Origin of the sequence: Helicobacter baculiformis (assembly GCF_900197685.1) — a bacterium.
Lineage (GTDB): Bacteria > Campylobacterota > Campylobacteria > Campylobacterales > Helicobacteraceae > Helicobacter > Helicobacter baculiformis.
Map to the genome: position 1 here is coordinate 1 of NZ_FZMF01000032.1, position 22,828 is coordinate 22,828.

The window sequence follows — 22,828 nt, forward strand, 5'->3', positions numbered from 1 at the left end:
CCCCCCACCATCGCCCCATGCGATTCGCCAAAGGTGCGCAGTACCAAGCTCATGCGCTCCCCTCCATGCGGAGTTGTTGATACGCCATTTGGGCGCAGAGTTGTTGGGCTTCCTTCTTACTCTTAGCGGTGCAAGTGCCATAGAGTTTGTCTAAAATGAAGATCTGCATTTCAAATTGTTTGGCATGATCGGGTCCGCTTTCGCTTTTGAGCGTGTAGGTGGGCACGACTTTAAAGCGCGCTTGGGTGAGCTCTTGCAACGCGCTTTTGTAATCCATAAAAGTGCTTTTCAGAGAGAGATCGGGATAGAGGCTGTCTAAAAAACGACTCATCAAGGTTTTCACCGGCTCTAACCCACTCTCTAAGTAAATTGCGCCCATCAAGGCTTCAAAGGCGTTAGCTAGGATAGAGGGTTTGGTGTGCCCGTGGTTATTGGCTTCTGCTGGAGAGATGAGAATATAATCTTGCAGGCGCAAGTAAGAGGCGAGCTTGAAAAACGCCTTTTCATTCACCAATGCCGCGCGCATTTTAGAGAGATCGCCCTCTTGGAGGTCTGCAAAGCGCGCAAATAAAATTTCTGCCACCACCAAGTCTAGTACAGCATCGCCTAAAAACTCTAGCCTCTCGTTATTGCTGTGCGTCTTCGTGCTCTTATGGGTGAGGGCTTGCTGTAATAAGGCGGGGTTTTGAAAGACATACCCTAGTAATTCTTGCAAGCGATCTAACATGAAACTCCTTTATTATGGGCTTGGTAAGCCAACGCCTCTTGTTTGGCTAGGGCATCACAGCGTTCATTTTCTAGATGCCCGCTATGCCCTCTGATCCAATGGGGGGTGATGTGATGGGAGGCAGACACCTTTAAAAACTCCTGCCATAAATCCACATTCTTAACCTTAGCAAAATTTCTAGCCTGCCATGCTTTTAGCCATTTGGCAATGCCATGACATACATAAGTAGAATCGCTATAAAGTGCGATCTTACAGGGTTCTTTGAGGGCTTTGAGCCCCGCATTGAGCGCGCTTAACTCCATGCGATTATTGGTGGTGTAAGACGCGCCCCCGGTGATGATTTTTTCTTGACCTTGATAGCGCAAGATCGCACAATAACCCCCCGCACCCGGGTTGCCCAAAGCCGATCCATCGCAAAAGAGTTCTACTGCTTTCATCCTTCCTCCTAATTGAGATTGAGCGGTTGGCTATACTCTGTAGGCTGTGTGTTTAGACTCAACACCACTTCCTTCACTCCCAATACACCACAGATCACACAGCGATAACTCTCAAAGGGAGAGAGATTCTTACACGCGTTGCACTGGTAGCTAAAGTTCAAAACAATGGGGTATTTGTGCTTAAAAGTTTGGAACACCTCCAACTGCCAGTGCCCACAAGTTCCCTCTATAAAGCCCTTTGCCATGAAAATTTCGCGCACCTCTGGGCTGAGTTGGGCTAATAGGGGTTGGATTTCTGCAAATTCTAGATCCCAAAGCAAATCCACGCACTCCATACCCCTTTGCAGGCGGGGTAATTCTTGCAAAAACAAGGCTCTATGGTAGGTCTTGCAATGCCCTAGGGCGAGTTTGTAGAGGCTTTGGTATTTATGCCCTAAAGCAAGGATGTGTGCGCTACGATCCTCCAAACTCAAGTCTTCTTGCATCAAGACTTGCATTTGCAAGTAATGGTAAGTCTCCAATAACCCCTCTGTCTCGAGCGCATCCAAACACTCCAGCACTTCTAAGGCTTTTTGAGGCGCGCATAACATCTCATACACGCGCACCATCTCTTTAAGCGCGTTGACATTTCTAGGTTCAATACGCAACACCTCTATTAAAATGTCATGCGCCTTTTGCACATAGCCCATAGCGATATAAGTTTGGGCTAAATGCTTCAAAAGAATCACCCGATCTTTAGGGTATTTAGAGAGCAAGGCAAGGTAAATGGTGATGGCTTGTTCTGCACTCCCATGCTTGCTATAGTGCTTGGCTAAAAAGAGCCAGGTTTGAATGCCTAGCACTTCTGAGGGGCTTTCTTGTTCTTTGGCTAAGAGTTGTTGCACTTCAAAGTCCAAATCGATGGAAGCATAAGAGCAAGATAAGGTGTTGAGCGCTTTGAGATTTTTTTTATGCTTCACAAGCGAGCGGAAGTGATCGAAGAGGATCACAGCCCCAATTGCAGCAATCAAGAGCGCCACACTGAAGAGCGAATCTTTGTAGACATAGGCTAATTGCTCCATCTGATTTTACTGGTGCAAGAACTTAATTTTTGCCTTGACGCGCAATTTTTCATAGTATTCGGCTAGGATTTTATCCTGCTGATCCTCGATGAGTTTATTGGCAATAAAATGCCTTGCTTGGTTAAAAGACACTTCTTCCTTACCAATTTTTTCCTTGATATAAAAAGAGACAAAATTTCCCCCACCTGCATTCAAAATAGGGGTGAAAGTGTGCTCTTGGGTGCTCAAAAACATTTGAGCGATTTGGGGATTGAGAGACTTAACATTAATCTTCTCTTCCACTTTGCTCACACCCGGAATATCCAAGTTTCTATTTTCTAGGGCTTTGGTGAGAGTTTGGGTGTCTTGGGCGGTGTAGCGTGTGGTAAGAATCTCACTAGGTACGCTGAATTCACTTTTATGGGCGTTGTAATACTCGCGCATTTTTGTTTCACTATTGGTGTTTACATTAAAAAGCAAGATATTGCGCAAGAGTTCGCGTGTCTCTAGTTGCTTTTTAAGCTGTGCCTTGTAGGCAGTAGGGTTGATCCCCTCACTAGCCAAAGTGCGCATGAAATCCTGAACATCCATGCCATTGTGCTTGGCAATATTCTCGATCTCAGCATCGATTTTGTCATCCTCAATATCGATTTTAAGGCGTTTGATTTCTTGAGCTTGGATGCGTTGCAAAATGAGCGCGTTGATCGCTTGTTGGCGACTGACATGGTGCTCTTTTTCTTGGGTTTCAATCTGATAAATAGTAATAGGGTCGTTGTTGACCGTGATGGCAATCCCCCCTACAATCCCTTCTCTTTGATCCTGAGTAAGATCGGCTAAAGGGGCTGTGGACTTGGTCGTTTTATTGGGTTCTGTCTGCTTGGATTGTTGGGGTGATTCTTGAGGCTTACGCCGATCGCGTGTTTGCTCTGAGCGAGGGTGCTTCTTGCCTAAAGATTCTTTGATCTGCTTGTCTAACTTTTTACCCCCAAAGCTCTGCCCTCCTGTTACCGCTTCTATCTTAGAATCAGCTCCCTGCATATCCATACACAACACCCCCATCAAGAGAGCGATCAGTGAGCACAAGGGGCGGGTATTTGAAAAATAGAGCAACTCTTTTCTTTTTAGTGAACTTACAGGAGTGTAGTATAATGGCGCTAAGAACAAGATTAAGGGTTTTGATGGGATGGTGAGGCGTGCTGCTGGGTCTAGAGAGCGGGGGTTGTGGGTATTTTTGCATGACACTTTATTGGTGTTTGTGGTTTATAATGACTCATCCTTAAAGGAGATTGATGAAAAAAATCGCTAGTAAGCGCGATACTTCACGCAAGCATTGGGTGGGCGATGGTTTTTATGTCAGCACTATGATCAATTACAATCACCAGTACGAACTTTTCGATCTTTTTTTACTTTTGGATTACAATGCGCCTTACCATTTTGAAGCGGGTGTAGCGCATGGAGTAGGAGAGCACCCCCATAGGGGGTTTGAGACAGTTACTCTTGTGTACCAGGGCGAAGTTGCACACAGGGATTCGCATGGAGGTGGAGGTGTAATCGGTGCTGGAGATGTGCAGTGGATGAGCGCGGCTTCTGGAGTGATGCACCAAGAATTTCATTCTGAGGCGTTTGCAAGAACAGGGGGGATCTTTGAGGCGGTGCAACTTTGGGTCAATTTGCCTAAGGCTCATAAAATGAGTCCACCCAAATATCAAGCAATCCAATCTAAAGATATTCCAGTTTTGCATTTAAAAGGAGGTAATGGCATAGCGCGTATCATTGCCGGGCAGTTAGAAGGAGTCGTAGGCATCGCGCACACATTCAGTCCCATTAATCTATGGGATGTGATTATGTGCGCGGGCAAGAGTCATGTTTTTAGGGTGCCTGAAAGTCATAATCTTGTGATTTTAGTCTTGGGGGGCAGTATTAGCATAGAAAACACACAAGTTTCACAGGGCACTCTGCTAAGTTTTCAAAGGGGAGGAAAGGATATTGACATTAGTGCCATTAATGAGGCAAAACTACTTATTCTCACGGGTGAACCTCTTAATGAAAGTGTAGCTGGCTATGGTCCTTTTGTGATGAATACACAAGAAGAGATTCGGCAAGCTATAGATGACCTAGAAAGTGGTAAGTTTGGGCAGATTGTGGAGGGCTAGGAAATTTATCGCACACTCCGAAATCATTGGAAGTTAGAAGGTTCGACTCTAGCTTGTAGTGCACTTTCTAAAACTATTCCCCACCACCAATAAAGAACTCAAACTCATGCTCAAAGCGGCTAGGGGGGGGTTGACTAGCCCGCACACCGCGCAGGGGATGAGCAGAGCGTTATAAAGCGCGCTGATGCACAAATTTTGGCGTACACGGCTATGGGCTTGTTTGGCAATACTAAAGGCGTTGTACACGCTTTTAAAAGAAGTGTCTAGCAAGATCACATCACTATGCAAGAGACTTAAGTCATGCCCCTCATACATACACAAAGAAACCTGACTTTGGGCGAGCGCGGGCGCGTCATTCGCCCCATCGCCCACCATCGCTACAATCTCCCCGCGCGCCAAAGCGTCTTGGACATGGGTTAATTTTTGATGAGGGCTTAAGGGGGCATGGCAGGTGATGCCTAGAGTTTGGGCGATGTGGCGCGTTTGCGCACTGGCATCCCCGCTTAAAATTTCTACTTCAAGCCCCATTTTTTGCAAGGCTTGCACACTCTCTAGGCTGTCGGGTTTGAGGGGGGCATGCAAGATGAAAAGGGCTTTGAGCTCTCCATCCACGCTATAGGCAAAATGACTCCCTTCAGGCTGTGCCATCTGCACCCCTTGGGCGCGCAAATAATCCACACTCCCCCCTAACAAGACATGTCCTTGTATCACCCCCCTTAAGCCCCCCTCTTCTTGGGCTAGGGATTCTAGGGGCACACTGGCTTGGGCATTGAGATTTTCTTGTATCCATGTGCTCACCCCTTTAGAGATAGGGTGGGAGTTGTGCGCGATCAAGCTCAAGAGCCAATGGGGGTTGTAGTCTGCATAGACTTGATAGTCTTGCACTTGGAGGCTGGGCGTGGTGAGCGTGCCGGTTTTGTCCACAAACACGCGTGTAACTTTGGCGAGGGTCTCTAAGCACGCGGCTTGTTTGCATAAAACCCCCTGCTTGAAGGCGCGATTAACCCCCAACACTAGGGCAATGGGCGTAGCTAGGGCAAAGGCACAGGGGCAGGCAATGATGAGCACACTCACGCTAATCACCAACGCGCGCTCCCACACCCCCCCTAAAAACCCCCAGCCTAGCAAACTGACTAAGGCGATCCCTAGTACGGCTTGGGTGAAGCGGTGGGCAAGTTTGTCCGCGTACAACTGGATTTGGGGCTTTTGGGTGAAACTCTTTTGTACTAATTGCACCATTTGGCTTAAAAAGGATTGTTTAAAGGGGGTGTGCACGCGGTAGATAAAACGCGCCCCCGCATTGGTATAACCGGAGAGAATGGGTTCTTTAGCATGCACCTCTAAAGGGGCGATCTCGCCATTGACAATTTGGGTATTCACTTGGGCGTGCGCGCTCTCTAGCACCCCATCTAAAAGCACACCCTCCCCACTGAGCACCTCAATACGATCGCCTATTTGAATTTGATCGGGGGGCATCATGCAACGCTCGATCTCTCCCCCCTCTTTCTCACGCAAGAGCAGTACCTGCACATTCAAACTATCCTGCAAGCCATCTAGCAGAGCATTAGCCCTATGCTTTGCCTTGAGCTCTAAGAATTTAGAGATAAACACTAGGGTGATGATCATGCTCACCGATTCAAAATAAGGTTCTTGGGCGTGAAAGGTGGCATAAATTGAGTAAATATAGGTGGTGAGCGCGCCTAGACTCACGCTCAAATCCATGCCAAAAAGGGCGTTTTTGAGCCCGTAAAACGCCCCTTTTAAAAACCCCGCGCCCGTGATAAAGAGGGTTAAACTGCTGAGTATCCATGAGGCGATATTGAGCTTAAAGCCCATGCTCGCATCCATCCCGGAGAAATAGCCCGCGTAATTGGCAATGGCGATCCACATCACATTCATCGTAGAGAAAATGCCCACCACCAGCGCGACATAGTGGCGGTAATGTTGTTTTTTCGCGTCTTTTTCATGCACTTTGGGATCAAAAATGCGCGCATGGTAGCCCACCTGCTCGATGGTGTGCAACACCTTAGAGAGGGCGATTGTCTGGGGGTCAAAATGGACATAAGCCCTGTGCGTGGTGTAATTGACCTGTACACTCTCTACCCCCTCTTGCTTTAAAAGGACATGCTCAATGAGCCAAATACACGCCGCACAATGGATATTTTCTAAAATCAAAGCCACCTCCAACAACCCCCCCTCTAAGGGTGTGCTGAAGGCTTGCAAGAATTGGGGGGTGTCATAATGGGTTTTGAGGGGCGCTTTAGGGGAGGTGATGGGCTCTAGCGTCTTATTGCCCAACTTCTCATAAAAATTCTCTAACTCCAAAGAGTGCAGTAAAAAATACACACTCTCACAGCCCGCACAACAAAAATACAGATTTTGCTCAGGGGTTTGCACCGCTTTAAGGGCATGGGGGGGGTAGAGTAATTGGCAGTGCGCGCAGGGGATTTTATCCAATTTGTGCCTTAATGCTATAGGTGCGCGCTTGGGCGTAAATGGTGGCGACCTCTGTGCTCACATCGCGTTGGTCTTTAGAGTTGTGCGTGATGAGGGGGGGCTGGATTTCTAGCAGACTCTTAGAGCTTTTGCGCGCACAGCAGAGTATTAGAGTGGCTTTTTTATCTTTAAAGGGATGTACAAAGCGCAGGCTCACGGGATTGAGTTTGGCGTTTTGTAGGCAATAAAGCAAGGCATCGCCCAAGCTGGCATGGTAGCAGAGGATAAAATAACCCTGAGGTTTTAAAAGGGCATGGGCTTTGGCGCATAGGGTATCTAGGGGTAAGAAGCTTTGGTTGGTGGCGCGCGCGATCTGGGGGTTGGGGCTTGCTGGACTATTTTGGGGGTAGTAGGGTGGGTTGGAGAGGATACAATCATAGGGAGTTGGCAAATTAGCTTGCAAAAAGTCCGCACAAATCACGCCCACATTAGGGGCGTGCGCGCTGTTTTGTTGTGCAAAAAAAGCCAAATCTGGGTCAATTTCTAGCAAATCAAGGGGGTTAGCAAATTCTCTAGCGCATAAAAGCCCCACCACCCCGCACCCCGCGCCCACATCTAAGAGCCGGGCATGCCTTTTAATAAAGGGGCGGGCAAAATGCGCCAAAAACAAACTATCACTATTGTAGGCATACCCCTTTAGGGGTTGGTAGAGCCGCAAGAGTGCCATGTGAGCAGGTCTTGATCTAAGATTTGGGCGTGTAGAGGGGTGAAATAGGCATGTGCGTGGTGGGGGATGGGCTGGTGGGGCTCTAGGGAGGCGTGCGTGTGGGTTAAGAGCATATCTATATGATCTTGCAAACTCTCTAACAAATGCCAACCCCCTTCTATGATGTTAAAACCTAATTGCAGGGGTAAATCCTGCACGCGGGTATACAGCTGGACTGCGCGCCCGGGCACGCCAAAGAGAGGCAGAGTGCGATCGATCACCGGATTTCTGCTCAAAATCGCCACATCACAAAGCCGGTCTTGATAGAGCGGGTCAGCAAAGCGGTGGTTAAGCAGGGGGCGATCGATGCGCGCGCTCTGTCCGGAGATGATGAGTGTATTGGCAACCCCGCGCTGGTTATGACTGAAGGCTAAACTCTTTGCCCCCGAAATCTTGCCCTGATAATTGCCATCTAATCTTGTAGCGATTTTAAAGAGATTGAACACGCCCCTAGTGTGCAAACGCGTAAAGGGGTAGAGCAAATCAGAGCATTCGGGCAAATCCAACACGCTAACTTCAATCCGGGCTTCTTGCAGGCGCGCGCGCCCCCCCACCGCTTGAGGGTGTTGCTCGCGCGCGCCGATGATGACGCGCTTGGGCTTGAGCGCACTTAGCAGGGCGGCACAAGGGGGGGTTTTGCCAAAATGGTTACAGGGCTCTAAAGTTACAAGAATTGTACAATCTTTAAAAAGATGGCTATGGTGTTGGGCTAGAAAGGCGTAATTGGCTTCTTTGTCTAGGGGGTCAATCTCTTTGGGGAAGGGGGTAGCACAGAGCGCGTTAAAGGCTTCTCTTAGGGCTAGCACTTCGGCATGGGGGGTGTGGGCTTTTGTGTGGGTTTGTAGGCTTAAAAGCTGGTAGTTTTGATCCAACACCATGCACGCCACGCTTGGGTTGGGCAGGGCTAAAGTCTGACTCTCCCAAGCCTTGCGCACACAGGCACGCATTAAGAGATGAAACAACACAATCCTTTTATTTAATTAAAAAGCGGCGTGGCTAAAAAGCCTTTGATCACCATTGCGTTAATAATGTCCACAAAAAATGCCCCCACTAAGGGCACGACCAAGAAGGCGACATGGCTATGCCCGTAGTGGGTGGTGATGGTTTGCATGTTCACCATCGCAGTAGGGGTTGCGCCTAAACCAAAGCCACAATGCCCAGCACTGAGCACTGCCGCATCGTAATTCTTACCGCAGGCTCTAAAGGTTACAAAAATGCTATAGAGGATCATCACCACCACCTGTACGCTCAAAATAATGATAATGGGCAAGGCTAAATGCGCGAGCTTGACTAGATCAATGCTCATCAAGGCATAAGCTAAGAAGAGATTCAGGCTCACATTCCCAATCACGCTCACCTCGCGATCAAAAACCCTATGGATTTTAAAATAAGAAAGGAGGTTGCGCAACACTACCCCCACAAACAAGCACCACACAAAGGTGGGCAAAGTAACCCCCCCTACCTTAACATGCGCCATTTTAGAGATGAGAGTACCCACTAAGAGGGCGATACTCACCAATGCTAAGCTTTCTACAAAACTGCTCGCGGTGATGAGTCGTTCTTTTTTTGGGGTCTCAAACGCGCTGGGGGGTTCTTGCTCCATGCGTTCTTTATCTTGCTGGCTGGGTTCTAGTTTGTATTTTTTAATCAGATAGCGCGCCACAGGTCCACCAATGAGCCCCCCACTCACCAAACCGAAGGTCGCACAGGTGATAGAAACTTCTAGACTTTCTGCGAAATGGTAGGGGTCCTTGACAAAGACATCAGACCACGCCGCGCTGGTGCCATGCCCGCCAATCAAAGAGATCGAGCCCCCCAAGAGCCCCATTAGAGGATTAGCCCCAATCAGGCTAGCAATCCCCACCCCCACGGCATTTTGAATCACCACAAACACTCCCACCACCGCCACAAAAATGCCTAGCATTTTGCCCCCCCTTTTCAAGGATGCAAAATCCGCGCTCAAACCAATCGTGATAAAGAAAGTGAGCATGAGGGGGGTTTTTAAAGAAGAGTCTAGCACTAATCTAAAGTCGTAGAATTTATGCGCAATGAGAATCGCCAAAGCGACTAAAACCCCCCCCACCACCGGCTCGGGAATATCGTAATCACGTAAAAATTTCACCTTAGAGATGATCCAACGCCCTAACAACAGCACCCCCACCATGCACACTAAAGTCCCATAAACATCTAAAGAGATTGTGTTCACCGCATACCTCCGTTTAATTAAAGCATTAAAATATTTAGCTTATAATAGCACATCTAGATCGTGTTATCCAAAAGGGAAAAAATGTTCAGTGTCTTGCAGATTGGGGCTGGGGGAGTTGGTAACGTGGTTGCCCACAAGCTGTGTCAAAATCGCCAAGTTTTTAATAAAGTAGTGTTGGCTAGCCGCACCCTTTCTAAATGCCAACAGATTGCTAGTAGCATAAAAGCTAAGAATCTTGGCGAGGTGATTTGCGAGCAAGTGGATGCGGATAGTGTGCAGGAAGTGGTGGCTCTTATTAAAAAGTATCAACCTAAAGTTGTGATTAATGTTGCTCTCCCTTACCAGGACCTAACCATCATGCAAGCTTGCTTGCAAACTAAAACCAATTATTTAGACACTGCTAATTACGAACATCCTGGTGTGGCAAAATTTGAATATAAAGAGCAATGGGCATTTGACAAGGCTTTTAAAGAAGCCCAAATCTTTGGCTTGCTAGGAAGTGGCTTTGACCCCGGGGTTACTAATGTCTTTTGCGCCTATGCTCAGAAACATTATTTTGATGAGATATACAATATTGATATTTTGGATTGTAACGCAGGCAATCATCCCTACCCCTTTGCGACCAATTTTAACCCTGAGATCAATTTAAGAGAAGTGAGCGCTCCGGGGCGTTATTATGAAAATGGGGTGTGGGTGGAGACTAAGCCCTTAGAAATCAAGCAAACTTGGGCGTATCCCGGGATTGGGGAGCGCGATTCATACTTGCTCTATCACGAAGAGCTAGAGTCTCTAGTCAAACACATCAAGGGTTTGAAGCGCATTCGCTTCTTTATGACTTTCTCAGAAAATTACCTAAACCATATGCGTTGTTTGGCTAATGTGGGCATGCTGCATATTGAGCCAGTGGAAGTGCCCACCGCGCAAGGGGGGCGCGCCCAAGTTGTGCCCATTCAGGTGCTAAAACAGCTCCTACCCGATCCAGCCAGCCTTGCGGGCAAAACGACAGGGAAGACCAATATCGGGTGCTATATCCACGGGAGCAAGAATAAGCAGGAGAAAAAACTCTATATCTACAATGTGTGCGATCACCAAAAGTGTTATGAAGAGGTGGGTTCGCAAGCCATTAGCTACACCACCGGAGTACCTGCTGTGGTGGGGGCGATGATGATTTGTAAGGGCATTTGGGGAGGGGAGAACTCTAAGGGCGTGTTCAATCTAGAACAGCTCGATCCTGACCCCTTTTTAGAAGAGCTCACCAAACAAGGTTTAGGTTACGAAATGATCGAGCGTTAAATCCCTGCTTTGAGCACGTTTGATTTTGACACAGAGGAGCTTTAGGAACGCGCGGTTTTGGGCATGTTTTGGAGTGTCGAACCAATCAAGACCTGGAATAAGGATTTTTAATGAAATATGCGTTTTTGGTTTTATTTGTAATAGGTGCTTGGGGTTGCTGTGCCCATAAACAAGCGACGCAACTAAAGACACAGAAAGCAGAAGATATTCAAGAAGAGATGACAAAGCGTTACGAAAAATCACTACTAAAGGGAAAAAGATAGCTGGTCGGAGTAGCGGGATTCAAACCCACGACCTCACCCACCCCAAGGGTGCGCGCTAATCAGGCTGCGCCATACTCCGCTTCAAAAGTTCATATTTTATCTTTTTAGATATTAATTTTATCTTAAATTTTAAATTAGCTGAGTGATTTGATAGCCTTAACATGTTCTCCATATTGCGCCATTGAACTTGTAAATAAAAACCCTTAGAACCCCCAACATTTCATATGTGTAATGTATATATAGAAGAAAAACTAACCGCGCGGCTATAAAAATCCAACTTTATAACAAGTTCAGAGCACAATACTAATGCCCTAACCCCGCATAAGTTTTAACCTTTAATCTTTAGAGTGTGGAGGTAGAGTGATCCCATTCCTGATTAGAATGTTGTAATTCTCTCACGCACACTCTCAATGATCCAGTCAGGCGTAGAAGCCCCTGCGCTGATACCACAAAGTTTTTTGTTCTTAAACCATTGAGGATCTAGATCCTGAGCATCTTCTACCAAATAGCTATCCGCGCAAAATCCTTTAGCGATGTGAAAAAGCTGTTTAGTGTTAGAAGAAGTTTTCCCCCCCACAATGATCATCACATCAACCTCTTGACTCAATTCCTTCACCGCTTCTTGGTTGTCAAAGGTGGCATTGCAGATGGTATTAAAAATACGCACTTCTGCACAGCGAGCGATTAAGAAAGTAGCAATTTCTAAGAGTTTAGGAGTCTGCTTAGTGGTTTGAGAGACCAAAGCAACTTTTTTGCTTAGCTTCTTGACCTGCAATTCTTCTAAAGAATTGATACTTAAAGGGGGCGTGCTAGAGTAGCTGATAACCCCCTTAACTTCGGGATGATTAGCATCGCCAAAGATAACAATTTGATACCCTTTGGCGCTCATTTTTTCTACGATTTGCTGGGGCTTGATCACATAGGGACAAGTTGCGTCAATAATGCGCGCACCTTTCTCTTTGAGTATGGCTAAATCACCCTTAGGAATGCCATGTGTGCGGATAATCACAGATTTATGAGGCTCAATGGCACTCACATCCTCTTGTACTTTAACATCAAAATCCCGCTCTAGGCGTTCAATTTCTTTGGGATTATGAATGAGCGAACCTAGAGTTAGACTATCTCTGTTTCTCTGCGCTATTTCAATAGCGCGTTTCACGCCAAAACAAAAGCCATAATTCTTAGCCATTTTCACTTGCATAGATTTCCTTAAGAGGGGTAATGCGCCCCAAGATCTCTTTAAATGTGGGAAAAGAGATACCCATACATGCTGTATTTTTAAGTCTACCTCCACAGGCTAGCAAAGCAACTGCAAAACTTAAGGCGATGCGGTGGTCGCCAAAACTCTCCAGGGACTCTTTGGGACTTGTCAGATCGCCCCCTGTGATACTAAAACCGTCCTCATGTGCTTGGCATTCTACGCCCATTTTAGTTAGATTGGTTAGGGTAGTGGTGATACGATCGCTTTCTTTTACGCGCAATTCCCGTGCATTTTTCACCACGCTAGTCCCCTTTGCTACAGCCATCGCTACCGCTAAAGCAGGCAATTCGTCAATTAAAGAGGCAATGTTTTCTCGGATATGGATCGCCTTAAGTGCACGGTGTTCTACATAAATGTCTCCCACAGACTCGATTGAGCTTTCTTGAGCGGGCACAAAGGCAATATGCGCACCCATCTTTTCTAAAACCCTAAAAGCTTCTATACGTGTAGGGTTGAGCAAGACATTTTTTAATAACACTGCGCTTTGAGGTACTAGCATCGTTGCTAAAGCAAAATAAAAGGCGCTAGAAGGATCAGCAGGAATGCGCCAAGAAAAAGATTCCAAAGGCTTGCTTAAAGGCTCGAGGGTAATAACTTGAGGGCTGATATGGATATTTGCCCCTAAAGTTTTTAACATGCGTTCGGTGTGATCGCGACTTAAATGCGGCTCGCTAAAAGTGCTAGGGGTTTTAGCATTGAGTGTGGCTAGCAGAATCGCGCTTTTGAGCTGGGCGGAGGCAATGGGGCTAGTGTAGTTGATACCTCGTAAGGGTGCGCTCAGAATACTCAAGGGGGCCAAGGTGTGGTGCGCGCGAGCGCGTATTTGTGCGCCCATTTTGACTAGCGGGGCAATCACACGTCCCATAGGGCGTGCACTCAAAGACGCGTCACCAGTTAAAATAAAATGTTGTCTGACAGGTTGACTGGTGCTTAATAAGCCGCTAAAAAGGCGCATGGTTGTACCCGAATTATGGCAATGGAGTACTTTTTTAGGCTCGCTAAAGTGCAAGAATTTTTTTGGAGGTGTAAGTTTTAGGGTGTCATGAGAGAGTTTTTGGACTTTTAAGCCTAGAGACTTAGCAATGGTGAGTGTACTTAGGCAATCTTGACCCATTAGTAGATTTTCCACGAAACAAGGCTTATCGCTTAAAAGCGCAAACAAGAGTGCGCGATGACTCAAAGACTTGTCGGCAGGCAGAGATTCTAAGTTGAGCTTAAAGCTTTTGGCGGGGTTAATATGTAACATTAGCGTTTGAGTCTAGCGCCAAAGTGTTGCTCTAGTACAGATAGAGCGTGTTGAACAATTTCTTGTAGCCGGGCGTCTGTTAAAGGCTCTTGGGATTGGATTTTTAAGCGCATGCTTAAGGCAATTTGTCCCTTTTCTTCCGGATAAATATCTAAAGGAAAAATTTCCTTAAGATAAGGGATTTGGGCTTGCTCAAGACTCCTCTTAAGAGAAGCAAAAAGACAATTTTCATCTACAAGGATCGTCAAATCTCTAAAGCTTGTGGGCAATTTAGAGAAGCCTTGAGCTCTATAAGATTTGGAGCGTAGCAACGCGCTATCAACTTCAGCCACAAATCCTTCTAAAAGATCGTCTTGTTGTGCTAAGATAGGATTAACAGCTCCCAGTATGCCAATTCTACATCCTCTCTGAAGTATCCATGCGCTTTGGTAGGGGTGATAAGTGGTGGTTAAGTAGGGATATTTGTCGCGTTGCTTTTGAGTGAGGGGGTCTAACTCAAACCTGCCCAGAATGCTAGAGAGCGCACTAGAAAAGCTGTAAAAATCCCATGCTATCCCCTTAGGATGGGGGTAATGGGGAGACTTTCTAAATCCGCTAGCTAGAAAGGCTAAGCTTGATCGCTCCTCTCGATCGGTATTGTAAATGCTCCCTAATTCGAAAAGAGCAATACTTTTAAAGCCCAAGTTTTTATTGCGCGCGCAAGCCTCCAAAAGTCCAGGGACTAGAGAAGTACGTAAAGTGTTAAGATCGTGATTAATAGGGTTGAGTAGGTCCAAACTCTCTTTTAAAGTGGGATAACCTAGTGCCTCCAACTTCTCTTTTTTTGCAAAGAGATAATGCACCACCTCTTTAAACTGCAGGGCTAAAGCACGACTAGCAAGAGTGCGTTCAAACTTGTAGCGTGTGTAATGTGTGTTAGCGTGGTTGACTTCACTAATAATGAGCGCTTGTTTGGGAATTTGTTCCAAACCCATAAAACGCAGGATTTCTTCTGCCACATCTTGGGGCGTGGCAATATCGTGGCGGAACAAAGGGACTTGAATTTCTAGACGCGTATCCTGAATACATACCTTAAAATTTAAATCTTCTAAAATCTCTTTAATACGCACAGCTTGCACATGTACACCTAAAATTTGGGCAATCTCCTCAACATTTAAAGCAATACGTGTAGGGGTAAGAGTGCTTATAGGGGTGTCAGGGCGCAAAGTAGCACCAGGATAAAAACGCGTAAGCAAGACAGAAAGCCATGCTAAGCCCACTTGCACCTCTGGGTTACTTCCGCGCTTAGATCGGTAAATAAGTGCGTGAGTGGCTGATCCCTGAGGGTGCCTATGTAGAGATTGGCATAAATGTGTAGGATTTATAAAGCTCGCTTCCAAAAGAAAAGGGCTTGTGGCGGGGGGAGCTGAGGGAGTTACTCCGATGGTTGCCAAAGTTTGCGAAGCGTGTTCCACACGCACAAAGCCTTCTGTGTCTACACACACTTCCAAAGACTCGTAAGAATAGGCATGTAAGAGTACTCCACTAAGGTAAGTCGTGTATTCTAAAAGATTGGACACCATATTGGTTTGTAGACTACGCTGTAAGGCTAAAGTGAGAGTGATTTCAAGAGGTAAAAAGGACGCATCTAGGTCAAGCAAAGCATAGCCCAGCGCACAGGGAGGGAGCGAGGCAGGAAGTTTAGGAGGATTTGAAAGCGCGGTTTCAGAGAGCTTAGGAGGGTTTTTTAAGGGAAGGCGATAGAGTGCACTAAGTTCGCGTGCGATGCCCAACACACTTAAGCAGTCCCCACGATTAGGGGTGAGTGCGATATCTAAAAGCATGCCTTGAAAAAAAGATAAATTTCTCAAAGGCATGCCTAGAACAAGCGCATCGTCTCTATTAAGACTGCTATCTAAGATCAAAATCCCTTCGTTAAGTTTAGGCAGTCCCAACTCTGTACTAGAACAGATCATGCCAAAACTTTCTACACCCCTTAGTGTGCTAGTCTGTATATGTAAGTTACAAGCGTTTAAATACGCCCCGACTAACGCCACAGCGACGAACTGCCCCGCTTGCACATTGCGCGCTCCGCACACGATTTGCAAGACCTCAGAACCCACATCGATTTGGCATACGCTAAGTTTAGTCGCGTTAGGATGCTTGGTACATTCCAAGACCTTGCCCACCACTACCCGCTCGGGCAATTCAAAGGGAGTTGCGCTTTCAACTTCTAAGCCGATACGGCTCAAATCCGCGCATAGAGTGGGAATATTGGGCAATCTGCCCTCTAAAAAATCGTGCAAAATGTAGGTGTTTAGCAACATTAAAACGCCTCTAAAAGTCTCAAATCGGTTTCAAAAAAGCTTCTCAAATCGTTGATTTCGCAAGTAAGCATGGCTAGGCGCTCGATCCCTAGTCCGAAGGCGTATCCACTTATATCCTTAAGCCCCACATTTTCAAATACCTTTGCATGCACGCAGCCTGCCCCCAATATCTCTAACCAACCTGTCTGTGAACACACCTTACAGCCTCTACCTTCACAAAAGACACAACTAATATCTGCCTCTGCACTAGGCTCTGTAAAAGGAAAAAAACTAGAACGCCAGCGCACCCGAACATCACCAAAAATATAATGTAAAAAATCTTCTAACACTTGCTTGAGATGCCCAAAATGTACCTTATGTGTGCTATCCACAACCAAGCCTTCAACCTGATGAAACATGGGGGTATGGGTGGTGTCATAATCACGTCTGAAAGTGGGGCCTACACCGATCATTTTGATGGGGGGTTTTTGGGTTTGCATGGCGTGAATTTGGGTAGGCGAAGTGTGAGTGCGTAGTAACTTGTGATCTTTAAAGTAAAAAGTATCTTGCATGTCGCGCGCGGGGTGATAAGCGGGCATGTTAAGTGCATCAAAATTGTGAAACTCATCCTCTACCAGTGCGCCTAGATGCAGCTTAAATCCTAGTTGAGTAAAATAGTCAATAATGCGTTCTTTGGTATAACTCAGAGGGTGTCCTAGACTAAAATGCAGATCTGTGTTAGCTAGAGTGAGATCAATTTTTTGGGCACACAACCTAGCCTCTAACTCCACGCTTTGCAGTTCTTGCTTTTTGTGCGCGTGCGCATTCAAGAAAGCATCCTTAAGTTGATTGAGTTCTTGCGCGCTCCGGGCTTTGCTTTGGATATCTAGGTCTTTGAGCTTAGCAAATTGGTGTGTAAATAACCCTTTTTTGCCCAAAGCCTGCAGGCGCAGATCCTCTAGCTCTCTGAGGGTAGTAGCGTTTTGAATTTGGATTAAAAGGGCGTGTAGAGCTTGCAAAGAGTCCTACTTGATATCAATTTTAAAGGTATGCACCTCATTATTAAGAGCCACTTTTACCACTAAAGTACCTGCAGTAATATGTTTGGGATCGACCACAACAAAACCGCCCCTAGCCTTGCCATCTGGTTTGAGTGTAGAGCGTCTAAGATAGTTAATCGCCATGATCTTGAAAGCTTGGCGTTCATCTTGCATGATCGCTTGGGTCTGTGCATCGTCCATCATCATAAAGGGCGTGCCTAACATTAAGTCGTAGGCTAGGAAACTTCCTTGGCCATAGTAAAACATGGGAGAAGCGAGATTGTCAGCAGTAATGGGAGTTGAAGGCACAGCAATATTAAATTTTTGCAATACGGGATCAAAGTCATAACTAGATTTGAGCATTTGCTTAAAGCTTAACACAGGCAGGTTTTGTTGCCCTTCGTGTACGCTGATATGACTGCTGTCAAAATCCACAGGATCACCCCCTGTAAGTTGGGCTCCTACATAAAATACCAACGGAGGATTGTCTAGCCCCTTGATCTTTTTCTGCGCTACTTCTACCTGCACCTTGGAGTGTGCTTGGTTAGAAACGAGCACTTGAACGCCATTATTATACTTGGATATATTTTCAGGAACCACACTATATTTCGTGCAACCCGTAACAAGTCCCAAAGCTAAACAAGACGCAACAACCCATGATCTCATGAACACTCCTTTACATTTTATTTTTAAAACTTGAATCGATTGGCAAAAAAACTATCAGAATTATCTGCAATCTCCTGTGCAAAGACCCGCTCTAATTGTTCTTTAATGTCATAATAGCTAAAACTTTCTTTAAAACCCTCAATTTTGCCTCCGCTGGCGTTTTTATGCCCTCCTCCATTAAAATATTGCTTACTTATGTTACTCACATCGCACTTTCCATTGGCACGCAAACTCACATTGCCCCTAAAGCTCACATCAATGTAAAAATCAAACTCGGGATTTTGGCGCAAAAATAAATTTGCTAACACGCTAATACCTCCCATGGAATAACTCAAAAACCCTTTCTTACCCTCGCACACCACACTGCATGCTTCTTTTTTTTGCGAGAGCAAAGCCACTTGTGCGTTAGAAGCAATATTGTCCATAGTCTCTTGATCTGGATCGCCTCCTAGTGCGATTTTTTTAAGTCGAAAGAGATCATTATCAAAAGCCACTGCACCCTTGTCCTGATGGATATATCGAGGCACTTGTTCCAATAGCGCAAATTTATAAGCGCGGTGTTCGCAATCAAACATAAAACGATTAAGCTCATGGGTGCTAGAGATCATGCGCATACACACCTTACCCAATTCAAAGGCAAAGCCCTCCTCTTGCCAAATATCGATGGCATTGATCATCTCCACCATTGGGGCAAGGGTTTCTAAAGCGCTCTCTTGTAAGGGTCTATAGCGTTCTTTAAGGGTTTCGAAAGTGATTTTAGAAGCGCTCCTCTCCACATCTAAATGATACCAATGATAGCTTTCTGCAGCATCTTTACCTGTGATATGGTGATCTAGGAGCAAAATTTCTACTTCTTTGCCTTGTAAACGCAAGGCTTCGCTTTCTTTTTGCAAAAACTCTGCTTCACTCAAGGTCAAGTTTAAATCTGTGACTAAAATCAGTGCCTTTTGCACCGCTCGTCTATTGAGGGCGGTGATGATTTCTTTGAGTCGTGCGGACACTTCCCTACCATAATTGGCATTATAGTAGGTAACCTCTTTAAAAAAATGACGACTCACAAACTGGCAACCATAGCCATCTAAGTCGATGTGGGATAAATGAAAAACCTGCATCTAGCTCCTTAAAAATTAATATTAATTGTGCCTAGCACCTCGTACTTGGCATTGGTGTCTAATTCAGCATGGCTAAGCACCACAATGTCAATTTTAAATTGCTCCATTTTGGTAGAAAGCGCGCGGCGCAATTCAGGATCCACAATTAAAATCACAGGGGCAATCCCACGTTGTAAAATCTTCATTGATTCGGCAGAGATATTTTCAATGAGTTGTTGCATCTCAGTCGCATTCAAAAGCAAGAATTTGCCCGAAGCCTGATCTTTAAGTTTATTAAGTAAGTATTGTTCGGTAGCTGTCCCCAAAGTGAGCAGCTTTAAAGTCCCATCCTCAGATTTAAAAATATTGGTGATCACTCTAGAAAGTCTTGCACGCACCTGCTCAGTTAAAATGGTGATGTCATTTTGTACACTAGGAGCAATGTCAGTGATGGTTTCTAGAATGGTAAGCATATCTTTAATGGGGATTTTCTCATGCAAAAGTTCTTGTAAAACCGAGCGAATCACCCCTGTAGGGATTTTTTTGGCTTCCTCCACAATAGCGGGGTAATCATTAGCTAGGCGTTCTAAAAGCGATTTAACTTCATCTTTAGTGATAAACTCTTCGGCATAGTTTTTAACTAATTCACTGGTGTGTGTGGCAATCACTGTAGAAGGGTCGATAATGGTATAACCTTGAATAATAGCTTCTTCCTTGTCTTTGGGCTCAATCCAAAGTGCATCCATGCCAAAGGCGGGTTCTTTGGTGGGGATTCCTTCAATTTCTTTGCCTGCAAAGCCGGTATTCATTGCCAAAAAGCGGTCGGGCATCACACTCCCATCGCCAATGGTGATCCCTTTAAGCTTAATTTCATAATGGGTTGGGGGGAGTTGCAAATTATCGCGGATACGGATTTGGGGCATCAAAAAGCCATAATCGCTTGCAATCTTTTTTCTAATCCCCCTAATGCGCTCCAATAAATCCCCCCCCTGTTTGACATCAGCGAGTGAAATGAGTTGATAGCCTAAGGCTAACTCTAAAAACTCAATTTTGAGCACTTCATTAATAGCCTGTTCTTCTTCTTTTTTGATTTCCTCTGCAGTTTTTTGCGGGCGAGCAATAGGGGTTTGTTCTACTTGTGTCGTAGTTCTGTGTGAAAGATCCATGCCTGTCTTTTTACTCAACCAAGTTTCAAATTTGCTAAATAAATTATCTTTACCTTCTCTTGAGATGAGCCATGCGATGAATAAAAACAAACTCCCCACAAAGGCGAGTGAAAAGGTAGGCAAGCCGGGCACACTAGCAAAAAGCAAGAGAATACAGCCCACAATCACTAAGGTTTTACTCTTATCTGTTAACTGGGTAATAAGTTTGCTAGCAAAGTTTTCTTCTTCATGCTGGGTGGTACGCGTGGCGACAATACCCGTAGCCGTGGCAATAATGAGAGCAGGAATCTGCCCCACTAACCCATCGCCAATTGTCAAGATCGTAAAAGTGGAGGCGCTATAGCTGATGGTCATGTCCCTTTGGAACACTCCTACCAAAAAACCTCCGATAATATTGATCAAAGTGATCACGATAGAAGCGATCGCATCGCCTTTAACAAACTTACTCGCCCCATCCATCGCACCATAAAAATCCGCTTCTTGAGTCAGAGCTGCGCGCCGTCTTTTGGCTTCATCACTATCAATCAGCCCTGAGTTCAAGTCTGCATCAATAGCCATCTGTTTACCTGGCATCGCATCTAAAGCAAAGCGCGCGCGCACTTCAGTAACGCGAGTCGAGCCATTGGTAACCACCAAGAGATTAACCAGCACCAAGATACTAAAAATGATGGTTCCAATGACATAGTTCCCACTCACCGTGAACTCTCCAAAGGCGCTAATGATGTCGCTTACTGCACTAGGCCCCTTGTAACCCTGTGTTAAAATCATGCGCGTGGTGGCGACATTGAGAGCAAGACGATAGAGAGTAACAATCAAGAGCAAAGTAGGAAAAGCACTAAAATCGGTGGGCTTGGTAATGTAGAGTCCGATTAAAATAATCAATACAGACAAGGCAATGGAGATAGTGAGCAGAAAATCTAATAAAAACGGGGGTAGAGGCACAATAATAATACCCAAAATGGCGATCACAAAAGCCACTACCGTCAAGTCTTTAGACTGACTCAAATGTCTCAAGAAAGGGAAGGCTTTTTTAAGAACATTCTTAGATTTGTTACCTGCCACGCCTACTATACGCCCCTTGTTGCAAAGATGGGGTTATTCTACACTCTTTCATGTAAAATTTCACTTTTCTAAGCTATAATCAAAGATTGTTAAAATTTTAAGCTAGGAGTTAGTATGGCTTTAGGTACAGAAAAAAAGCAAGAAATCATCGCTAAATTTGGCAGACAGGCAAGCGATACAGGGTCTAGTGAAGTGCAAGTAGCGTTGCTTAGCCAACGCATTAGCGACTTGAGCGCGCATTTAAAAAGCAATCCTAAAGATCACTCTAGTCGTTTAGGGCTCTTAAAGCTAGTCGGACAACGCAGAAATTTACTTAAATATCTCAAACGCACCCAACATGATCGCTATTTAGAACTTATTCAAGCTCTAGGGATTAAAAACCGCTAGGTCTTTTTTTGAGCGCATCGAGTTTTTTTACTTTTATCTTTGCGCTGTTTTTTCTAACCTCTTTTAAAAAGCCTTTAGCGCAAATTTTGCTTATTATTTTGGCTTTGAGTGCGTTCGGCTATTATCTTAAGTATAAACCCTCTTTGTCATTGACTCGGGCGTACAAGTGGCTGGCGTGGGTGTGGGTGTTGATGTTTGCTAGCGTCTTGCCCAATCTCTTCATGGATGGTAGCTTAGAACATTTTTCTTATAACCTGCGCTTGCTCAACATGCCTCTAATCTACCTTTTGGGCGTGTTGGCGCTGGTGTGTTTGAGTAACGCCCCCATTACACTCAATGAGCGGGTGATTTTTTATAGCATGGCAGTTGCGTGTGTGTGTAATGGAATGATTGCGCTAGTACAACGGCTAGGTTTTCGCGTAGCACGAGTCGATGCTTGGAGTACGATTGTGGGTTTTGTAACCTTAACTTCTATCGCCGTCTTGGGATGCTATATCTATGCACTCTACACATCCAAACGCCACGAAAGAGCGTTTTTTAGTGTAGCGTTAGGGTTAGGGTTTATTGTGGTACTCTTTAGCGCGACACGAAGCGCATGGATTGCTTTTACCTTGACCTTCATAATGCTCTCAGGTCTTGTGCTTTATTTGCAGAAATCTTGGCACTCTCTGCCCTACATGCTGAGCATGAGTGCGGTGCTGATAGGCTTGTTTGTGGGGGGACAAATTTTAGAGAGCAAGGCACTTATCAAGACATCTAGAGGAGCAAAAGAAAGTTTTAGCCACGATCTCAAGCTTTACGCGCAAAAGAGTTCAGATTCAAGTATTGGCGCGCGGCTGGAGCGTTGGAAAGAAGCTTTGGTTATTGTGCGACTCTCTCCTTTTTTTGGCATGAGTTTAAGTGCTCGTTGCAAACACATGTCAGAAATTGTCGCGATGGCGCACTCTTACCATAGTGTGGAAGAGAGCGATTGTAAGGGAAAATATGATAATGAGATCTTCAATGTGCTCGCCCACAAGGGACTCATAGGGTTAGGGATCCTTTTGACACTCTGGGTTGTAGTGGCGCACATTTTTATAAAACGCCTTGAGAGCCATCCTCAACTTTCACTTTTAATGCTCTCTCTACTGGGGTTTTATATCATTTTGGGCATTGGTTTCGATCCTTTTGCTTTCTTTATCGAAGGAAGTTTCTTTGTAGGAATGTTGGTGATGGGTATGTTGGGAGCGCACCCAAAACAAGTCGTCTAAATATTTACTCTTCATCTTCGGTTTTTTTAGGAGGGGGAGGTGGGGGTTTGGGG

20 protein-coding genes and 1 tRNA gene are annotated in these 22,828 nt (G+C 45.5%); 5 read left to right on the plus strand and 16 right to left on the minus strand.

Annotated features, from left to right (window positions below; genetic code table 11):
• Positions 1-49: 49 nt before the first annotated feature.
• The 4 genes from rnc to C6G87_RS05715 are packed head-to-tail and all read right to left on the minus strand — an operon-like array spanning position 50 to position 3,314.
• Positions 50-727 (minus strand): ribonuclease III, encoded by a 678-nt coding sequence (rnc, locus tag C6G87_RS05700; protein WP_104752563.1) that lies wholly within the window; start codon positions 725-727, stop codon positions 50-52.
• Entirely contained in the window at positions 721-1,164 is a 444-nt protein-coding gene (gene rnhA, locus C6G87_RS05705) for a ribonuclease HI (RefSeq protein ID WP_104752564.1), read from the minus strand. The genes rnc and rnhA overlap by 7 nt, the downstream gene beginning before the upstream one ends.
• Positions 1,165-1,172: 8 nt before the next feature.
• Positions 1,173-2,225, minus strand: a complete 1,053-nt coding sequence (locus C6G87_RS05710; protein ID WP_104752565.1) for a tetratricopeptide repeat protein — start codon at positions 2,223-2,225, stop codon at positions 1,173-1,175.
• A gap of 6 nt (positions 2,226-2,231) precedes the next feature.
• Positions 2,232-3,314, minus strand: coding sequence for a SurA N-terminal domain-containing protein (locus C6G87_RS05715; protein WP_233709035.1), 1,083 nt, complete (start codon positions 3,312-3,314; stop codon positions 2,232-2,234).
• 179 nt (positions 3,315-3,493) lie between these two features.
• Here C6G87_RS05715 and C6G87_RS05720 point away from each other — a divergent pair, with 179 nt between their 5' ends.
• On the plus strand, positions 3,494-4,357 hold the full coding sequence (locus C6G87_RS05720; protein WP_104752566.1) for a pirin family protein: 864 nt from the start codon (positions 3,494-3,496) through the stop codon (positions 4,355-4,357).
• A 48-nt stretch (positions 4,358-4,405) separates the two neighbouring features.
• On the opposite strand, the gene C6G87_RS05725 is transcribed toward C6G87_RS05720, so the two are convergent.
• The 4 genes from C6G87_RS05725 to gltS are packed head-to-tail and all read right to left on the minus strand — an operon-like array spanning position 4,406 to position 9,765.
• Positions 4,406-6,814 (minus strand): heavy metal translocating P-type ATPase, encoded by a 2,409-nt coding sequence (locus C6G87_RS05725; protein ID WP_104752567.1) that lies wholly within the window; start codon positions 6,812-6,814, stop codon positions 4,406-4,408.
• Positions 6,807-7,520, minus strand: a complete 714-nt coding sequence (locus C6G87_RS05730; protein ID WP_199767650.1) for a tRNA1(Val) (adenine(37)-N6)-methyltransferase — start codon at positions 7,518-7,520, stop codon at positions 6,807-6,809. Before C6G87_RS05730 ends, C6G87_RS05725 begins: the two co-directional genes overlap by 8 nt.
• Positions 7,490-8,527 (minus strand): dihydrofolate reductase family protein, encoded by a 1,038-nt coding sequence (locus tag C6G87_RS05735; RefSeq protein ID WP_382262424.1) that lies wholly within the window; start codon positions 8,525-8,527, stop codon positions 7,490-7,492. The genes C6G87_RS05730 and C6G87_RS05735 overlap by 31 nt, the downstream gene beginning before the upstream one ends.
• Positions 8,528-8,535: 8 nt before the next feature.
• Complete coding sequence (gltS, locus tag C6G87_RS05740; RefSeq protein WP_104752568.1) at positions 8,536-9,765, minus strand: sodium/glutamate symporter; 1,230 nt, start codon at positions 9,763-9,765, stop codon at positions 8,536-8,538.
• 81 nt (positions 9,766-9,846) lie between these two features.
• Between gltS and C6G87_RS05745 the strand changes: the two genes are divergently transcribed.
• Positions 9,847-11,058 (plus strand): saccharopine dehydrogenase family protein, encoded by a 1,212-nt coding sequence (locus C6G87_RS05745; protein ID WP_104752569.1) that lies wholly within the window; start codon positions 9,847-9,849, stop codon positions 11,056-11,058.
• A 110-nt stretch (positions 11,059-11,168) separates the two neighbouring features.
• Positions 11,169-11,321 carry a hypothetical protein gene (locus C6G87_RS08510; protein WP_158653109.1) on the plus strand — a complete coding sequence of 51 codons (153 nt, stop codon included), beginning with the start codon at positions 11,169-11,171 and terminating at the stop codon, positions 11,319-11,321.
• 1 nt (position 11,322) lies between these two features.
• On the opposite strand, the gene C6G87_RS05750 is transcribed toward C6G87_RS08510, so the two are convergent.
• The 8 genes from C6G87_RS05750 to flhA all read right to left on the minus strand — a co-directional run bounded on the left by C6G87_RS05750 (position 11,323) and on the right by flhA (position 21,138).
• A tRNA-Pro gene (locus C6G87_RS05750) sits at positions 11,323-11,400 on the minus strand.
• A gap of 297 nt (positions 11,401-11,697) precedes the next feature.
• Positions 11,698-12,522 carry a 4-hydroxy-3-methylbut-2-enyl diphosphate reductase gene (locus tag C6G87_RS05755; protein ID WP_104752570.1) on the minus strand — a complete coding sequence of 275 codons (825 nt, stop codon included), beginning with the start codon at positions 12,520-12,522 and terminating at the stop codon, positions 11,698-11,700.
• The gene (aroA, locus tag C6G87_RS05760) at positions 12,503-13,828 is read right to left on the minus strand and encodes a 3-phosphoshikimate 1-carboxyvinyltransferase (protein ID WP_104752571.1); all 1,326 of its coding nucleotides are present in this window, start codon (positions 13,826-13,828) and stop codon (positions 12,503-12,505) included. The genes C6G87_RS05755 and aroA overlap by 20 nt, the downstream gene beginning before the upstream one ends.
• A complete protein-coding gene (ytpR, locus tag C6G87_RS05765; protein WP_199767651.1) occupies positions 13,828-16,134 on the minus strand; it encodes a YtpR family tRNA-binding protein in 2,307 nt (768 codons plus the stop codon). The genes aroA and ytpR overlap by 1 nt, the downstream gene beginning before the upstream one ends.
• Positions 16,134-17,132: a phenylalanine--tRNA ligase subunit alpha gene (pheS, locus tag C6G87_RS05770; protein ID WP_104752572.1), complete on the minus strand. Its 999-nt coding sequence runs from the start codon at positions 17,130-17,132 to the stop codon at positions 16,134-16,136. The genes ytpR and pheS overlap by 1 nt, the downstream gene beginning before the upstream one ends.
• A 6-nt stretch (positions 17,133-17,138) precedes the next feature.
• Positions 17,139-17,819 (minus strand): hypothetical protein, encoded by a 681-nt coding sequence (locus C6G87_RS05775; protein ID WP_104752573.1) that lies wholly within the window; start codon positions 17,817-17,819, stop codon positions 17,139-17,141.
• A 23-nt stretch (positions 17,820-17,842) separates the two neighbouring features.
• Entirely contained in the window at positions 17,843-18,931 is a 1,089-nt protein-coding gene (locus C6G87_RS05780) for a DHH family phosphoesterase (RefSeq protein WP_104752574.1), read from the minus strand.
• Positions 18,932-18,939: 8 nt separating this feature from the next.
• A complete protein-coding gene (gene flhA, locus C6G87_RS05785; RefSeq protein ID WP_104752575.1) occupies positions 18,940-21,138 on the minus strand; it encodes a flagellar biosynthesis protein FlhA in 2,199 nt (732 codons plus the stop codon).
• A gap of 114 nt (positions 21,139-21,252) precedes the next feature.
• Here flhA and rpsO point away from each other — a divergent pair, with 114 nt between their 5' ends.
• A complete protein-coding gene (gene rpsO, locus C6G87_RS05790; protein WP_104752576.1) occupies positions 21,253-21,525 on the plus strand; it encodes a 30S ribosomal protein S15 in 273 nt (90 codons plus the stop codon).
• 8 nt (positions 21,526-21,533) lie between these two features.
• On the plus strand, positions 21,534-22,775 hold the full coding sequence (locus C6G87_RS05795; protein ID WP_104752577.1) for an O-antigen ligase family protein: 1,242 nt from the start codon (positions 21,534-21,536) through the stop codon (positions 22,773-22,775).
• Positions 22,776-22,828 lie beyond the last annotated feature (53 nt).

What these genes read in the sequence shown, in the direction of transcription:
- rnc (WP_104752563.1), bottom strand. Translation starts at nt 727, where the DNA reads ATGTTAGATCGCTTGCAAGAATTACTAGGGTATGTCTTTCAAAACCCC.
- rnhA (WP_104752564.1), bottom strand. Translation starts at nt 1,164, where the DNA reads ATGAAAGCAGTAGAACTCTTTTGCGATGGATCGGCTTTGGGCAACCCG.
- C6G87_RS05710 (WP_104752565.1), bottom strand. Translation starts at nt 2,225, where the DNA reads ATGGAGCAATTAGCCTATGTCTACAAAGATTCGCTCTTCAGTGTGGCG.
- C6G87_RS05720 (WP_104752566.1), top strand. Translation starts at nt 3,494, where the DNA reads ATGAAAAAAATCGCTAGTAAGCGCGATACTTCACGCAAGCATTGGGTG.
- C6G87_RS05730 (WP_199767650.1), bottom strand. Translation starts at nt 7,520, where the DNA reads ATGGCACTCTTGCGGCTCTACCAACCCCTAAAGGGGTATGCCTACAAT.
- C6G87_RS05745 (WP_104752569.1), top strand. Translation starts at nt 9,847, where the DNA reads ATGTTCAGTGTCTTGCAGATTGGGGCTGGGGGAGTTGGTAACGTGGTT.
- C6G87_RS08510 (WP_158653109.1), top strand. Translation starts at nt 11,169, where the DNA reads ATGAAATATGCGTTTTTGGTTTTATTTGTAATAGGTGCTTGGGGTTGC.
- C6G87_RS05755 (WP_104752570.1), bottom strand. Translation starts at nt 12,522, where the DNA reads ATGCAAGTGAAAATGGCTAAGAATTATGGCTTTTGTTTTGGCGTGAAA.
- aroA (WP_104752571.1), bottom strand. Translation starts at nt 13,828, where the DNA reads ATGTTACATATTAACCCCGCCAAAAGCTTTAAGCTCAACTTAGAATCT.
- ytpR (WP_199767651.1), bottom strand. Translation starts at nt 16,134, where the DNA reads ATGTTGCTAAACACCTACATTTTGCACGATTTTTTAGAGGGCAGATTG.
- C6G87_RS05775 (WP_104752573.1), bottom strand. Translation starts at nt 17,819, where the DNA reads ATGAGATCATGGGTTGTTGCGTCTTGTTTAGCTTTGGGACTTGTTACG.
- C6G87_RS05780 (WP_104752574.1), bottom strand. Translation starts at nt 18,931, where the DNA reads ATGCAGGTTTTTCATTTATCCCACATCGACTTAGATGGCTATGGTTGC.
- rpsO (WP_104752576.1), top strand. Translation starts at nt 21,253, where the DNA reads ATGGCTTTAGGTACAGAAAAAAAGCAAGAAATCATCGCTAAATTTGGC.